We start from the raw sequence: 14,797 nt of genomic DNA, 5'->3' as shown, positions 1-14,797 counted from the left end.
GGAGGTTGAGATGCGTCAAATACTGGTACTGCTCGTTAGCCTGTTGCTGGTCAGCTGTAACAACATTGGCGTGGAGCACTACGCAAGGGAGCGACCGACCCTGGATCTGGTGGCGTTCTTCTCCCGGCCGGTACAGGCCTGGGGTATGTTCCAGAATCGCTCGGGCGAGGTGGTCAAGCGTTTCCATGTCCGGATCGAAAGCCGCGTCGAGGGTCGGCAGCTGATCCTCGACGAGCGTTTTCTCTACAGCGATGGCACGCGTCAGCGGCGCGTCTGGACGCTGGAACCGGCCGGCGCCGGGCATTGGCGTGGTCGTGCGGACGACGTAATCGGAGAGGCCAGGGGCGAGGTCGCTGGCAACGCGCTGCGCTGGCGCTATCGTCTTGACCTGCCGGTTGACGGCAGGCATTGGGAAGTTGATCTGGACGACTGGATGTACTTGATGGACGAAGACACGATGATCAATCGCTCGAGCATGAGCAAGCTTGGCGTCGAGTTGGGACAAGTGACCCTGTTCTTCCGCCGCCAGCCGCAGTCGCTTCCGTGACCCTCGATGACGGGCCGAGGCAGGCGTTTGCGTTCCCGGGCAAACAGATTCATGAGCGGGGCGCAGCCATTCGCAGGATGAGCGGCATCCAGACCGCCCACAGTGGCGCGAGCAGCAGGGCCGTGCCAAGGGTGTCCCAAGGCAGGCCGACACCGGCCAGCGGTGCGCCGGCGAGGTAAGCCAGAGGTCCACCGCACAGGCCCAGTAGCGCGCCGTACCACACAGGGCGTCGAGCCCAGGCCAGGCTGTGGCGAAGCCCACTGGCCAGCACCAACCAGAGCAGGGCGAGCCATAGGGGCAGGGGTTGCCGGGCAAAATCGAAGACGCCCAGCGCACCCAGGCCGGCATCCAGCATCCAGCCTGTCAGCCCCACGCAGACCAGTGCGGTTGCTTCGTCTCCCGGCCGTGGGCAAGCAGCCACATGCACCAACAGGCCTGCCACCACTGGCAGTAGCAGCCAGGGATGCCGTTCGCTCAGCACGCAAGCCCACCAGGCGGCCTGCATCCATAGCGCGTTGCCGATCAACCAGGCCCGGCTCAAGTCAGGCGGCCGGCAGCGATGCGCGGCGGGCGGCCGGGGCTGCCCAGAGCAGTTGCGCGACGCCGATAGCGCGCTCCTCGAAACCGCCTTGGCAGTAACACAGATAGAACTCCCAGAGGCGCTGAAAGGTGTCGTCATACCCCAGCTCGACCAAGGCGCTGCGCGACTGGCGCAAGTTGTCGCGCCAGTGCTTGAGCGTGCGCGCATAGTCCAGGCCGAAGTCCTCCATGTGCACCAGGTTCAACGCGGTGTGGCGACTGGCAGTCTGAAGCATGACGCTCAAGGAGGGCAGGGCACCACCGGGAAAGATATGACGCTGGATGAAATCCACCGACCGCTGGGCCTGCTCATAGCGCTGGTCGCGGATGGTGATGGCCTGCAGCAGCATCAAGCCGTCATCCTTGAGCAGCGAGGCGCAGCGGCGAAAGTAAAGCGGCAGATAGCGGTGCCCGACCGCCTCGATCATCTCGATCGAGACCAGCTTGTCGAAGCGTCCGCCCAGGTCGCGGTAGTCCTCGCGCAGGACGGTAATGCGCTCTTGCAGGCCAAGATCGCGGACGCGCTGCAGGGTATGGGCGTACTGCGCCTCGGACAACGTGGTGGTGGTCACCCGGCAGCCGTGGCGGGTGGCGGCATGGATCGCCAGGCTACCCCATCCGGTACCGATCTCGAGCAGATGATCGTCGGGGTGCAGCGCGAGTTTGTCGCAGATACGCTCGAGCTTGTTCAGTTGGCCCTGCTCCAGGCTCTGCTCCAGGCTGTCGAACATGGCTGCCGAGTACATCATGGTCGGGTCCAGCAGCCGCTCGAACAAGGCATTGCCCAGATCGTAATGGGCCAGGATGTTGCGCCGCGAGCCGCGCCGGCTGTTGCGGTTGAACCAGTGCAGCAAGCGCAGGACCGGACGGCCCAGGCGCGCGATCCCGCCTTCAAGGGCGTCGAGCACCTCAAGGTTGGCAACGAAGAGGCGGGTGACCGCGGCCAGGTCCGGACTGCGCCAGTAGCCGTGGATGTAAGCTTCGCCGGCACCGATCGAGCCGTTGGCCGCCACCATGCTCCAGGCTGCGTCGTCGAAGATCTCGACCTCGGCATGCAGTGCGCTGCCGGCATCGCCGAACAGCCACTGCCGGCCTTTGCAGATCAGGCGCAGACGGCCTTGGCGCAGGTTGCGAAGTTGCGCGAGCACGGCGCTTCTGGCCAGGCCGCCGAACAACGGCGCCAGGCCAAAGGATTTGCTAACGCTCAGAGTTGGATCGGACATGCTCGGACTCCTCGTGGACAGGGTGGCCAGGGTTTTGGCTGCTCTGACGGGTCGTGTGGGCGTAGAGCGGGGTGCGCTTGAGCAACAGGCGCATGGCTTGCCAATAAATGGCGCCGAGGGTGCGCAGGCTCATCCAGGGGAAGGCCAGTACGTGCCGTCGTAGCGCGCCGGCATCCAGTGGCTGGCGGCGCAGGGCCAGGTCGGCCTCGAAGACTTTTTGCCCTTCGCGGCGGTTTTCCATGTGGATGCGCAGGTGCTCGCCATCGATGTGGAAGCGCATGTGGTACTGCATGTCCATCGGCAGGAACGGCGAGACATGGAAGGCCTTGGTGACCGAGAATTGCCGGGGCTGACCGGGCAGCACCGGCAACACGTAGTGAAAGCGCTCACGCCAGGGTGTGTTGCGGACCTCCAGCACAATCGCCGCCAGGCGCCCGTCGCTGTCGTGGCAAAAATAGAAACTGACCGGATTGAATGAAATCCCCCAACTGCGCGGCTGGGTCAGCAAATAAATGGCGCCGCACGGCGACTGGCCCAGGGCCTTGGCCACCACTTCGCGCACCGCGTCCTTCAAGGGCATGCCGCGACGAGTCCAGGCTGGCAGGTAATCGGTTTCTCGCCAGCACAACGGCGCCAGGCGAGAGGCACCGAGCAGCGGGGACAGGCCCAGCAACTGTTGCTGTTCGTCTAGGTCCAGGTAAAACATGCCGCTGCGATAGCGGAATGCATGGAGCCGCGGCGCCAGGCGCCGGTGGCTGACCCAACCGTAGCAAAGGCTGCTGTTCATAGGCGCTCCCCGAACCGTTGCGCCACGTCCAGTGCGCTGACCACGCCATCCTCATGGAAGCCGTTTGCCCAATAAGCGCCGCAGAAGTAGCTGTGCCGGTTTCCTTGTAGCTCACCCTGGCGCGCCTGGGCCGCCATGGCGGCAAGGCTGTATTGGGGATGGGCATAATTGAAGCGTGCCAGCACCTGCGACGGGTCCACGCTATCGCCCTGATTGAGGCTTACGCAGAAGGTCACCGGGGCGTCGAGGCCTTGCAGGATGTTCATGTTATAGGTCACGGCCGCCGGAGCGTGGGCGGGTCCGCCGAGGCGATAGTTCCAGCTGGCCCAGGCCTTGCGCCGGCTGGGCAGCAGGCGGGTGTCGGTGTGCAGCAAGACTTCGTTGGCGGCATAGTCGAGGGCGCCAAGTACCTCGTGCTCGCTGGTCGTCGGTTTCTCCAGCAGGGCCAAAGCCTGGTCGCTATGGCAGGCGAACACGACCTTGTCGAAACGCTCCTGGCCTGCGGCGCTAGTGATCACCACGCCGGTGTCGTCCCGACGGACGCTCGTCACCGGGCAATTGAGCCGAATGCGTTCGCTGAAGGTCTTGCACAACGGCTCCACGTAGCTGCGCGAGCCCCCCTCGATCACTCGCCACTGTGGCCGCCGGCTGATCGAGAGCAGGCCATGGTTACGAAAGAAACGCACGAAGAAGTGCAGCGGGAAGCGCAGCATATCGGCCCTTGATACCGACCAGATGGCCGAACCCATGGGGACGATGTAGTGATGGATGAATCGCTGCCCGTAGCCTCGTGTGTGCAGGTAGTCGCCAAGACCCATGCCGGGCTCGATGCGGTGGCCGTCAAGGTCGGCCACCGCCTGCCGGTTGAAGCGCACGATATCGCGCAACATTCCCCAGAAGCCCGGCGACAGCAGATTGCCGCGCTGGGCGAACAGGGAGTCCAGGCTATTGCCGTTGTATTCCAGGCCGCTGTCCGGATCGTTCACGGAAAAGCTCATCTCAGTGGGGCGCGAGACGACTCCCAGGCTATCCAGCAAGCGAATGAAGTTGGGGTAGGTCCAGTCGTTGAAGACGATGAAACCGGTGTCCACGGCATAGCGCTGGCCGTGCCATTCGATGTCGACGGTATGGGTATGACCGCCGATCCAGTCAGCGGCTTCGAACACGGTCACCTCATTGCGACGTGACAGTAGATAGGCACAGGTCAGCCCAGAGATCCCGCTACCGATGATGGCGATACGCATGTGACGCTATTCCTGTTCGGTTCGCGCCAGGCGACGGCCCAGTGCCAGGCGCCAACGCGCTGGCAGGGCGCCAAGCAGGCGCAGGACGAGAATGAAGAGGCGTGGAAAGTTGATCTCCAGCGGACGTCGCGTCAGGCGCGCGAGGACATGCCGCGCGGCGCGGTCGGCGCTCCAGAGTTGGGGCATGGCAAAGGCATTGCGCCGGGTCAGGGGTGTGTCGATGAACCCCGGGCTGACCAGCGTTACATCGATGCCTTCGGCGTATAGATCCAGGCGCAGGGATTCGACCAGATAACGCAGGGCCGCCTTGGAAGCGCCATAGGCTCCAGCCCGCGGCAGCGCCAGCCAGGTCACCGAGCTGCCGATCACTACCAGGTGTGGTCGTTGCCCGCGGCGCAGCAGGGGAAGGGCCGCCTGCAGGCAGTAACTGACCCCCAGCAGGTTGGTGCGCATCACACGCTCGACTGTCTCGGCTTCGAACAGGCCCGGCACAAGATATTCGCAGGTGCCGGCGTTGAGGATCACCAGGTCCAGCGCGCCCCACGCATGCTCGATGTTCTCGCAGATGGCCGAAACATGGTGTGGGTCAGTCACATCACCAATCGCGAGCAGGGCCCCGGGGTAGCGCAGCACCAGCGGCATCAGTGCCTCCGGGCGCCGGCCACCCAGGGCTACTTCATGGCCTTGCTCCAGCAGCCGTTCAGCCAGGGCCGCACCGAGGCCGCTGCTGGCGCCTGTCAGCCAGCAGCGGCTCATGCGAGCCTGCCCTTGAGCCAGCCGATCACCCCGCCAAGAACCGGGACGTGCTCGTAGAGCAGGGCGCCGGCATCGAAGTAGTCGTGGTGCAGGTAGACCTGTTGCGCCCAGCGCAGGTGGCTGCAGCCTTGCAGACTGATCGGCTGGCCGCGGGACAGGCGTGGATGACGGAAATGCAGGTTCCAGCGCAGGTAACCGTGGCCAGGCGCGGTTTCATCCACGTCAAGGAGGTCGTAGCGGATATCCTCGACGTGGGTGTACAGCTTTTCAAAGTAACGGCGCAGTGCCGGCAGGCCGTCCAGCTGATGCAAGGGATCACGAAACTGCACGTCGTTGCTGTAGAGCTCGCCCAGTCGGTGCAGGCTATCAGCGTTCAGCGTTGCGAACGTGTCAGCGAAATGGCGCAGATACGCGGACATGGCAGGCTCCAGGCAAAATTGTACAAGTCGAGAAAACTGTACAGGTTTACCTGAAGACTACGTCGAAAATTGTACAAGTCAATATTCTTGTACACTTTTTGTGCCGGTCGTAACGTAACGGGTATCAGCCACCGGTCTTGGCCAGTTGGCGGCGCAGCTCAGCCACTTCGCTCTCAAGTGACTGGATCCTTTCCAGGGCGGCAATCTTGTCGCTGACGTCGTGCTGTATGCCGATGTAGTAGGTCAACTGGTCGGCCTCATTGTGCACGGGCGTGATCGACAGCTCGTTCCAGAACGGACTGCCATCCTTGCGATAGTTGCGCAGTACCTGACGGCAAGGCTGACCGAGGCGGATGGCGTCGCGGATGGCCTGCAGGCCGGCCTGGGCATGATCGTCTGCCTGCAGGAAACGGCAATCCTGGTAGAGAATGTCGTCGGCACTGTAGCCGGTCAGGCGCTCGAAGGCAGGGTTGGCATAGATGAGGATGCTGTCATCGCCTTCCTGCTCGGCCACGACGATGCCGTCATTGGAGGCTTCGACCATCAGTTGCAGGAGTTTGGCGTCAATCATGGGCTGGGCTCGCTGTGGTTCGCAGGTTTGCCCCACAGCGTAGTCGTCAGCGACAGCCATGCCTAGATGGCAGGGCGCAGGGACCGGACATCGATGGAGGCTGGTTAAAACGTGTCATGCCTGGTTTAGAATGCCGACACACTCAGGAGGCAACAACTTTTAATGACCGAGCCCATCGAATCCGCCTCCGACGACGTTTTGCTCCCCATGCGGGAAGTCGCCAGCCTGACCGGCGTCAACCCGATCACCCTGCGGGCCTGGGAGCGCCGCCACGGGCTGATCCGACCCGTACGCACGGTGGGCGGGCATCGCCTGTATTCGCAACAGGACATCGAACATATCCGCAGCATCATGCTCTGGACCAGCCGGGGCCTGCCTATCAGCAAGATCGGCGCATTGCTCGTCCAGCAGCAGAACACACCCGGTATCGCTGCATCAGGCTCGGCCGAAGCCCCCCTGGTCCAATGGCAAGAGGCCGTTCATCGCGCCACCCAGGCTTTTGATGGCGCCGAGTTGGAGCGCCTTCACGGGCAACTGTTCACCATCTACCCGAAGGCTACGGTGCTGGAGGCCATTCTGCTGCCGGTCTGGCGCAGCCTGGTATCCGGCAATGCTTTCGGCCGCCGCAGTCAGTGGCTGTTCCTGGACACCTTCTTGCGTGCGCGGATGTTATTGCGACTGCAGATGAATCAGAGCAACGGTGCTTGCGTGCTGCTGGCAGACGGCTCGGGCCATGCGCGCGAACTGGAGCTGTTGTGTGCCGGTTTGTCGATGAGCAATGACCAGCTGCGCATCGAGGTGCTGGGCACGGGGCAACCCCTGGAAGAACTGCCGTTGCTGTGTAAGGCCATTCAGCCCGCCGCGCTGGTGTTATGGGTCCAGGTGCCACTGCAGGCCGATGCGCACCAGCGCCTGCGTGCCCTTCAAATGGGCGTTACGTGCCCAGTGGCGTTGGCCGGCGACGCAGCCGCCGCTTCATCGGCAGGGTTGCGTGGTTCTTCGATTGCCATTTTGGGCAATGACGAAGCGAGCATTTTGCCCAGGCTGGAAGCCTTGGTAAGGGGGACACTGCAAATTTGAATCCGGTCGTTCCAGAGCTAAGGAGGCTTATCTGAAGCTGCATTGCACACCTCGGCCCCCGTGGTGCGGATGGTGATGTTCGGTGTGGACCGTCGATATCAAGGGCTTGGAATTGGACAGGAAATCCTGAGACATACATTCATCCAGGCGGCCAAGGTTCACAACGAGGTGCCTATCAGAGGTTTGTATCTGGACGCGGCGCCGAATGCAGTTTCGTATTACGAGTCTTTGGGTTTTCGATCCCTGAGCGGGCCCGATACCAGGGGAGGAGTTCCCATGCTCGTCAGTATCGAGCCGATCCTGCGGGCGATTGTCGATACGACTGAATAACGTAATACATAGAAAAGCCTCGTAGCTGGACAAGTTATGGGGTTTTGTTGTTTTTCAGATCAAGAGAAGGCGCATCCAGCTCATTAGCTATCATGCAATACAGAGCAAATCACCTGCTGACGGGGTAGTGCATGAACAGATGGCAACGGCTTTGGTTGGTCGTAAAGCTGCTGGCAGCCGTGGCGGTCTGCCTGTACGTCGCTGTCCTGGCTTCTCGCTACATGCTGGAAAGCCCTGACGCCGATCAAATTCACCCTTTGAGCATTCTGGTTGTCGGGCTGATCTTCGGCTTCGTTACCTTCGTACTGCTCTCTGTGATCGGATGGATTGCACGACTTTTCCTGCCTTTCCCTGATCCGGTCACCCCCAGAGCAGAGGTTAAGTCTCAAACAACACCTGAGGAAGATGCGCCGCCGATGCCCGGATCTCCTCCGACCCTGCCTGCCGACGATCCAGCTCAGCGGAAAAATCAGTAACCGACATCAGCCATTTTTCGGAAATTCAAGCGCCAACCGCATCAGCCTATTCTCATCGCCGCATAGACGCCGATTGCGACACCTACCTAAACTGTCGGCAGACACAGGGATCGGGATCAGTGGATGAATCGCAATGAACTACGCAAGGCCGATATCAACCTGATGGTGGTGTTCGAGACCTTGATGCTCGAACGCAATGTCACGCGGGTAGCGGAGAAGCTGTTCCTCGGTCAGCCGACCATCAGCTCGGCGCTCAACCGCTTGCGTACGATGTTCAACGATCCGCTGTTCATTCGCGTCGGCCATCGCATGGAGCCGACGGCGCGGGCCGAGGAGATCATTCGGCACCTGTCGCCGGCGCTGGATTCGTTGTCGGTGGCCTTGAGCCTGACCCATGATTTCGATCCTGTCAGCAGCGCCATGACCTTCCGTATCGGGCTGTCGGACGATGTCGAGTTTGGCCTGCTGCCGCCGTTGCTGCGGGCCTTGCGCCAGGAAGCGCCGAAAGTGGTGTTCGTGGTGCAGCATGTCGATTACTGGCGGATTCCGGATTTGCTGGCGTCCGGCGATATCACCGTGGGTATCAGCCAGACCCGCGGGCTGCCGGCCAATGCCAAGCGCAAGTTGCTGCGGCATATCCAGCCCAATGTGTTGCGCGCCGATGCTTGCGACACGCCGCTGACCCTCGATGAATATTGCCAGCGTCCCCACGTGCTGGTGTCCCATACCGCCAATGTCAGTGGCTACGCCGATGAGTGGCTGGCGGAAATTGGCCGCACGCGCCATGTAGTGCTCTCGGTGCCGCAATACAGTTCGTTGCCGGCCTTGCTCGCCGGGACTGACCTGATCGCCAGCCTGCCGGATTACACCGCCGAAGCGATGGCAGCGTCCGGGGTGTTATTCAGGGAACCGTTTCCGTTCCAGACGCCGACCCTGGACCTGTCGATGGTCTGGCTCAGCCATGTCGACACCGACCCGGCCGAGCGCTGGTTGCGGTCGCGACTGGAGGCGTTCATGAGTGAGCGCGCGTTGCTGCCGCTGCCCGAGTGAGCAGGGCGCCGCTGTGCTATATGTAAAACCTTTCACCCACTTTCAGGAGCAACGTAATGCCTCATCTGCACATGGAATACACCGCCAACCTGCCCGAGCTGAATGCCGACGTGGCCCTGATCCGGCTCAACAATGCGCTGGTGGCTTCCGGTCAGTTCGCTGCCGAATTCGACATCAAGAGCCGGGCGGTGAAGGTCGAGACGTTCAAGGTCGGTACTGCAATGGCTGAGCGGGCGTTCGTGCATGTGAAGCTGGCGTTGTTGAGCGGTCGCTCAGGGCAGATCAAGAAGCAGTTGTCGGACAGCCTGCTGGCGGTGTTGCAGGACCTGTGTCAGTGGCCAACGGGCGTTGAGGTCCAGCTGGCCGTGGAAATTCTCGATATCGATCGCGAGTCTTATGTGAAGACGGCTATTAACCACTGACCTGTTTCGCCTCGCTGGTCAGGGTGATCAGCTCCTCTTCAATTAACTACGCGGGTCGCTACTCATGGCAGGTATTCAAAAAGTTGCCCAACTCGGCTACTCATCGCAAGCCAGCACCTATGCCAAGGGCCGCCCAAGCTATCCCATCGAACTACAAGCTTGGCTTAGAGATGCACTGGACATCCATACGGGAGCAACGGTTATTGATTTGGGGGCCGGCACTGGCAAATTCACTCGACTGTTGAGCTCCATGGAGAGCGATGTTGTCGCGGTCGAGCCCGTCGATGCCATGCGAGCCGAGTTTGCAAAGGATCTGCCGAACATAAAAGTCCTGAAGGGCACGGCTGAATCTATCCCGGTAGAGTCAGGAACGGCGCAAGCATTGATATGCGCCCAAGCCTTCCACTGGTTTGCGAATGAAACAGCCCTAGCCGAGATCCATCGAGTGCTCAAACCGAACGGCCGACTGGGGCTGATTTGGAACGTACGCGATGAGTCGGTGGACTGGGTGGCGGCCATCACTGACATCATTACTCCCTACGAAGGCGATACCCCACGCTTTCATACCGGCGCCTGGCGATTGCCATTCAAGGGGCATTACTTTTCTGACCCTGAACTGACCTGTTTTGGCCACACCCATTCTGGTAGTGCCAAGGAAGTCATCATTGACCGGATTCTGTCGGTGAGTTTCATCGCAGCTCTCCCTCCCTCCGAAAAGGCGAAAGTTACCGAGCAGTTGCAGAGTCTGATCCAAACCCACCCGTCGTTGCGCGGGCGTGAAACTATTGAGTTTCCGTATCAAACCCAGGCCTATCTGTGTCGCCGCTTGGATTGACGCAAGGCGTTACGCTGACAGTATCAATGGCCAACTGGCATTGAAGTCCAGCTGGCCGTGGAAATTCTCGATATCGATCGCGAGTCCTACACCAAGATCGCCATCGGTCACTGAGTTTCAGGCCTCGATGCAGGCTTGGGCCACTTGCTCGCGTAACCAGGTATTGGCGCTGTCCTGATCGGCACTTTGAGTCCACTGCATGTCCAGGGTGAAGCCCGGCAGGCCGTTGGGCGCTTCGCAATGCTTGAAGATCGCCTCGTTGGCCAGCAACGGCTGGATGCGTCGGGGCAAGGTCACGATGAAGTCGGTGCCGGTGATCATTTTCAGCGCCGCACTGTAGCTGTTGGCGCGGGCGACGATTTGCCTTTTTTGCGCCTGCTGCGCCAGCCAGCCATCGACCATGTTGGTGTTGGATGTCCAGGGTGTCGGGAACACATGGCGGCGCGCGACGAAGGCTTGCAGGCTTAGACGCGGCTCCAACGGTGTGGCGCGCTTGTCGAAGACGCAGACCAGGTCATCCTCCAGCAATACCCGGGATTTGAGGTCGCTGTGGCTGCGATGAAAGTTGGGGCCGAAGCAAATCAGCAGGTCCAGGCTGCCATCGCGCAGTGCCTCGGCCGGGATGTCGGTTTCGAACTTGTGCATGTTGAACATCACCGGCAGGCTGGCGAAATCGAAGCGTTTCAGCAGGCGCGGCAAGATCAGTTGCTCGAAGTACTCCGGGGCACAGATGTTGAATGTGACCGGCTGCAAGGTCGGGTCGAACGTCTGGGTGCCGGCGTGACACAGGTTGATGCTTTCGAGAATCTTCAGCACGTGGGTGTACATGGTGCTGGCTTTGCAGGTGGGGCACATGCCCGCGCGGGTATTGATGAACAGCTCGTCTTCAAAACTGGTGCGCAGCTTTTTCAGGCAGTAGCTCACGGTGGACTGGCTGACGCAGAGTGTCTCGGCTACACCGGTAACGCTGCTTTGCTCGTACACGGCGACAAATACCATGAGGTCCTGCATGTCGAGCTTTCTAAGCAAATTGCTGTTCAGCATCCATTGCGTCTCATTGCGTTCTTTGCGCTGAACATGCGCAAACGTGTGCGCAAGATCCTAGCGGAACGATGGTGCCAGGAAAATGCCTTGTGGGAAGTTTCGCTGATAATTGTGAGGCGGTTGCCATAAGCTTTGAGCTTTTGAACGGCGGCAAGCACTGCGCGGCGCCTGGCCATCGACAGTGGCGGCGTGCCAATGCATGACCCCGATCGCCTGTTCCAGATTAGCTGATGTGTCTGGCGTAATGCCGTGGATCGAAGCGCAGGACCATCAGGATCATCAGCGCCATGACGCCGGTCAGTGACCACCAGGCCCATTCGAAGCTGCCGAGTCGATCGCGGATGATCCCGGCCATCAGCGGCGAGAGACCGGCGATCAGGTAGCCGATGCCTTGCACGAAGGCGGTCAGGCCACCGGCTCGCCGGGGGTTGTCCAGGTGATCCAGCGACACGATCAGGCTCATTGGAAACAACCCGCCGATGCCCAGCCCCAACAGACATGGCCACAACAGGCTCAGGTGTTGCGGGCAGAGAATCAGCCCGCAGAACCCGGCCATGATCAGTGCCAGCAACGCCACCAACACGCTGCGTCGGTCGCGGCTGCGGTTGGCGATGGCCGGCGTCAACAGGCCGGACAACACTTCCATGGCGGTCAGGAAACCCAGGAGCAACCCGGCATTCTGTTCGCTCCAGCCCTTTTCCACGTAGTACGGCGCCAGCCAGGCCAGCACACAGGTGTAGGACGCTGTTCCGAGACCGAAGAAGATCGCCAGCAACCAGGCGCGGGAATTGCCGAAGAAGGATTCGTTAGGTGATGACGCCGAAACTGGCGTCGACATCCCCAAGCGTCGGCCGTACCAGAACAGCAGCGCCATCAGCGCGAGCGACGCCCAGATCGCCAGGCCCACGCGCCAGCTCCCGGTCCGGGTCATCACCAGCGGCGCAAACGAAGCGGCGATGGCGGCACCGCCCATGATCGAGGTGACGTAGAGGCCCATGCACACGGATACGTGATCGCTGAAGCGAGACTTGATCAGCGTTGGCATCACGGCCTGGATCAGCGCGATACCGATACCGGCCAGCACGGCGCTGAGGATCAGTTCGACTGCCGTATCAAGGAACAGGCGCGACACGGTGGCCACGCCGATAATCAGCAACGAGAGCGTCACGGTGCGCTGTTCCCCGAGTCGTTGGCTGACCCCGAGACCGAAGAACATCGCCAGCCCCATCGCCATCACGGGCAGCATGGTCAGCAGCGAGGCCAGGCTGAAACTCAGTGCAATGTCGCCGCGAATGGCGGACAACAATGGACCCACGGCGGCCATGGAGGGGCGCAGGTTCAGGGCGACGAGAAGGATGCCGGCCATCAGCCAGAAGGCAGGGCGGGATGTTGCGCGGACGTTTTCCATCAATCGGGCCCTGGATGACAAGGGATCAATTAGGCGCGGGAGGACTGGGGGCTGCAAATCAGAAAGTCCGGGACGGTATTTAAAAACTAAATACCACTGTGGGAAAACAGCACCCTGTAGGAGCGAGCTTGCTCCGGGCGGCGTTCCGACGATGGACTCAAGAGCGCCGCGTTTAACCAGTGAATACGCATTATCGTTCAGGACCATCGCGAGCAAGCTTGCTCCTACAGGGCGCCGCGTTTAGCTAGTAAGCACGCGTTATCGTTAAAGACCATCGTCGGAACGCCGCCCGGAGCAAGCTCGCTCCTACAATGATCTGTGAATGTTTAGCCAACCCACATCCAAAGTTCTTCAAATCCCGATTTAACGACTCAACCACCCATGGGACGCTGCTGCTCATCTGTTTAACGCGGTCTTCTCTATGGACGTTTGTCCAGTCGCACTCCCTTCCGAACTCGCCTTCTGGGCGCTGTGGCATTGTCGTCACGCGCGCCCACCGGATTCTTACATTTCCTGCTGATTGTCCTTACAGATCTCAAGCGATGCGCGAGATTAAAGTGTGGGTGCTTTTGCGCGCCTCCTGACACGGAAAAAGAGAATTCCCATGCGTTGTGCCACGACCTCCTTTGCCTCCACGCAAGAAGCCCTGACCTTTCTCGAACAGAACCCGGATATCGAGATGTTCGAGTTGTTCATCCTCGACAACAACGGCGTACCCCGGGGCAAGTTGCTGCACCGCGATGAGTTGCTGGCTGTGTATGAAAGCGGGCGACCTTTGCCAAGCACTATCCTCGGCCTGACCATCAACGGCGATGACGTGGAAAATTCCGGGCTGGTCTGGGACGTGGGTGATATCGATTGCCGGGCCTACCCGATCAGCGGCAGTCTGACGCGCATGCCATGGCGGTTGATCCCGACGGCGGCGGTGCAGGTCAGCATGCACCCGAAAGAGGGCATGCCCGCGACCGTCGCCGATCCACGACATCTGCTGGCGAAAGTGATCGAAGGTTTGCAGGCCGACGGTTATTACCCGGTCATGGCCGCGGAGCTGGAGTTCTACTTGCTGGATCAGCAGCGCGACAGCAACGGCCGGCCACAGCCGGCGCGGGATGTCGATGGCGGGCGGCCACGTGCGACTCAGGTCTACGGCTTGCGTGAGCTGGAGCAGATCGAACCGTTCCTGGCCGACCTCTACAGTGCCTGCAAACTCCAGGGCATTCCGGCGCGCACGGCGATTTCCGAATACGCGCCGGGGCAGGTGGAGATCACCCTCGAACACCGTACTGACGCCTTGCAGGCGATGGACGAAGCGGTGCGTTACAAAAGGCTGGTCAAGGGCGTGGCGCACAAGCACGGGATGGTGGCGTGTTTCATGGCCAAACCTTTCGATGACCTGGCAGGCACCGGGATGCACATGCACGTCAGCCTGGCGGACAAGGACGGCAATAACCTGTTCGCCAGCGAAGCCCCGGATGGCACGCCGCTGCTGAAACAGGCAGTGGCGGGGATGCTCGGCACCTTGCTCGATTCGTTGTTGCTGTTCTGTCCCAACGCCAACTCTTACCGCCGTTTCCAGAGCAACAGCTACGCGCCGCTGGCGGTGACCTGGGGCGTGGACAATCGCACCGTGAGTTTGCGTGTACCCGGCGGGCCGGCGTTCTCGCGCCATATCGAGCATCGTATCTGTGGCGCCGACGCCAACCCGTATCTGGCGGCGGCGGCGATCCTGGCCGGTATCCATCGCGGCATTCGCGAGCAACTCGACCCGGGCGCACCGGTGGAGGGCAATGGCTACGCCCAGGCCACGGAACTGTTGCCGACGGACTGGCTGACGACGTTACGGGCGTTGGAAGGTTCGAGCTGGGCGCGGGACGCATTCGGCGGCGAGTTTCTCGGCGTGTACCTGGCGGTGAAACGTGCCGAGTATCGACAGTTCATGGGCGAGGTTGGTGAGCAGGATTGGCGCTGGTACCTGAACCAGGCCTGAGGACAACCTGCTTCATTCGATGCCCGGTCCACAGCAAGG

General features: G+C 61.2%; 17 protein-coding genes and 1 pseudogene. 9 read left to right on the top strand and 9 right to left on the bottom strand.

Translation table 11 applies throughout. The features are described from left to right. The first annotated feature begins 10 nt into the window (after window positions 1-10). Window positions 11-547 carry a DUF3833 domain-containing protein gene (locus tag PMA3_RS22455; protein ID WP_064679245.1) on the top strand — a complete coding sequence of 179 codons (537 nt, stop codon included), beginning with the start codon at window positions 11-13 and terminating at the stop codon, window positions 545-547. 49 nt (window positions 548-596) lie between these two features. Here the strand turns inward: PMA3_RS22455 and PMA3_RS22450 are convergent, their stop codons facing one another. From PMA3_RS22450 to PMA3_RS22420, 7 genes are all read right to left on the bottom strand, one after another. Further along, window positions 597-1,088, bottom strand: coding sequence for a DUF2878 domain-containing protein (locus PMA3_RS22450; protein ID WP_064679244.1), 492 nt, complete (start codon window positions 1,086-1,088; stop codon window positions 597-599). Window position 1,089: 1 nt separating this feature from the next. Next, complete coding sequence (locus tag PMA3_RS22445; protein WP_064679243.1) at window positions 1,090-2,349, bottom strand: SAM-dependent methyltransferase; 1,260 nt, start codon at window positions 2,347-2,349, stop codon at window positions 1,090-1,092. Then, complete coding sequence (locus tag PMA3_RS22440; RefSeq protein ID WP_064680783.1) at window positions 2,324-3,136, bottom strand: DUF1365 domain-containing protein; 813 nt, start codon at window positions 3,134-3,136, stop codon at window positions 2,324-2,326. The genes PMA3_RS22445 and PMA3_RS22440 overlap by 26 nt, the downstream gene beginning before the upstream one ends. Beyond that, window positions 3,133-4,380, bottom strand: a complete 1,248-nt coding sequence (locus PMA3_RS22435) for an NAD(P)/FAD-dependent oxidoreductase (protein WP_064679242.1) — start codon at window positions 4,378-4,380, stop codon at window positions 3,133-3,135. The genes PMA3_RS22440 and PMA3_RS22435 overlap by 4 nt, the downstream gene beginning before the upstream one ends. A 6-nt stretch (window positions 4,381-4,386) precedes the next feature. After that, the gene (locus tag PMA3_RS22430) at window positions 4,387-5,136 is read right to left on the bottom strand and encodes an SDR family NAD(P)-dependent oxidoreductase (protein WP_064679241.1); all 750 of its coding nucleotides are present in this window, start codon (window positions 5,134-5,136) and stop codon (window positions 4,387-4,389) included. After that, entirely contained in the window at window positions 5,133-5,555 is a 423-nt protein-coding gene (locus PMA3_RS22425; RefSeq protein WP_064679240.1) for a nuclear transport factor 2 family protein, read from the bottom strand. The genes PMA3_RS22430 and PMA3_RS22425 overlap by 4 nt, the downstream gene beginning before the upstream one ends. Window positions 5,556-5,679: 124 nt before the next feature. Beyond that, on the bottom strand, window positions 5,680-6,126 hold the full coding sequence (locus PMA3_RS22420; protein WP_064679239.1) for a PAS domain-containing protein: 447 nt from the start codon (window positions 6,124-6,126) through the stop codon (window positions 5,680-5,682). A 162-nt stretch (window positions 6,127-6,288) separates the two neighbouring features. Between PMA3_RS22420 and PMA3_RS22415 the strand changes: the two genes are divergently transcribed. The 7 genes and pseudogenes from PMA3_RS22415 to PMA3_RS33250 form a co-directional block, all read left to right on the top strand. Beyond that, window positions 6,289-7,206, top strand: a complete 918-nt coding sequence (locus PMA3_RS22415; RefSeq protein ID WP_064679238.1) for a MerR family transcriptional regulator — start codon at window positions 6,289-6,291, stop codon at window positions 7,204-7,206. A gap of 69 nt (window positions 7,207-7,275) precedes the next feature. Further along, the gene (locus PMA3_RS33690) at window positions 7,276-7,536 is read left to right on the top strand and encodes a GNAT family N-acetyltransferase (RefSeq protein WP_420848703.1); all 261 of its coding nucleotides are present in this window, start codon (window positions 7,276-7,278) and stop codon (window positions 7,534-7,536) included. A 131-nt stretch (window positions 7,537-7,667) separates the two neighbouring features. Continuing rightward, entirely contained in the window at window positions 7,668-8,012 is a 345-nt protein-coding gene (locus PMA3_RS22405; RefSeq protein WP_064679236.1) for a hypothetical protein, read from the top strand. 123 nt (window positions 8,013-8,135) lie between these two features. Beyond that, entirely contained in the window at window positions 8,136-9,062 is a 927-nt protein-coding gene (locus PMA3_RS22400; protein ID WP_064679235.1) for a LysR substrate-binding domain-containing protein, read from the top strand. Between the two features lie 56 nt (window positions 9,063-9,118). Beyond that, window positions 9,119-9,484, top strand: a complete 366-nt coding sequence (locus PMA3_RS22395) for a 5-carboxymethyl-2-hydroxymuconate Delta-isomerase (RefSeq protein WP_064679234.1) — start codon at window positions 9,119-9,121, stop codon at window positions 9,482-9,484. A gap of 64 nt (window positions 9,485-9,548) precedes the next feature. Next, complete coding sequence (locus tag PMA3_RS22390; protein ID WP_064679233.1) at window positions 9,549-10,319, top strand: class I SAM-dependent methyltransferase; 771 nt, start codon at window positions 9,549-9,551, stop codon at window positions 10,317-10,319. Window positions 10,320-10,343: 24 nt separating this feature from the next. Beyond that, window positions 10,344-10,433 (top strand): annotated as a pseudogene (locus tag PMA3_RS33250) (5-carboxymethyl-2-hydroxymuconate Delta-isomerase); the annotation flags it as partial. Between the two features lie 3 nt (window positions 10,434-10,436). On the opposite strand, the gene PMA3_RS22385 reads toward PMA3_RS33250, so the two are convergent. Together PMA3_RS22385 and PMA3_RS22380 are read right to left on the bottom strand one after the other, a co-directional pair. Further along, the gene (locus PMA3_RS22385; RefSeq protein ID WP_064679232.1) at window positions 10,437-11,363 is read right to left on the bottom strand and encodes a LysR family transcriptional regulator; all 927 of its coding nucleotides are present in this window, start codon (window positions 11,361-11,363) and stop codon (window positions 10,437-10,439) included. A 223-nt stretch (window positions 11,364-11,586) separates the two neighbouring features. Continuing rightward, window positions 11,587-12,771 carry a cyanate transporter gene (locus PMA3_RS22380; protein WP_064679231.1) on the bottom strand — a complete coding sequence of 395 codons (1,185 nt, stop codon included), beginning with the start codon at window positions 12,769-12,771 and terminating at the stop codon, window positions 11,587-11,589. A 604-nt stretch (window positions 12,772-13,375) separates the two neighbouring features. On the opposite strand from PMA3_RS22380, the gene PMA3_RS22375 reads away from it, so the two are divergent. After that, the gene (locus tag PMA3_RS22375) at window positions 13,376-14,758 is read left to right on the top strand and encodes a glutamine synthetase family protein (protein WP_064679230.1); all 1,383 of its coding nucleotides are present in this window, start codon (window positions 13,376-13,378) and stop codon (window positions 14,756-14,758) included. Window positions 14,759-14,797: the final 39 nt, after the last annotated feature.

Origin of the sequence: Pseudomonas silesiensis (assembly GCF_001661075.1) — a bacterium.
Taxonomy (GTDB): Bacteria; Pseudomonadota; Gammaproteobacteria; order Pseudomonadales; family Pseudomonadaceae; genus Aquipseudomonas; species Aquipseudomonas silesiensis.
The sequence above is the reverse complement of the archived record's forward strand: the minus strand, read 5'-3'. Positions and strand labels throughout refer to the sequence as shown.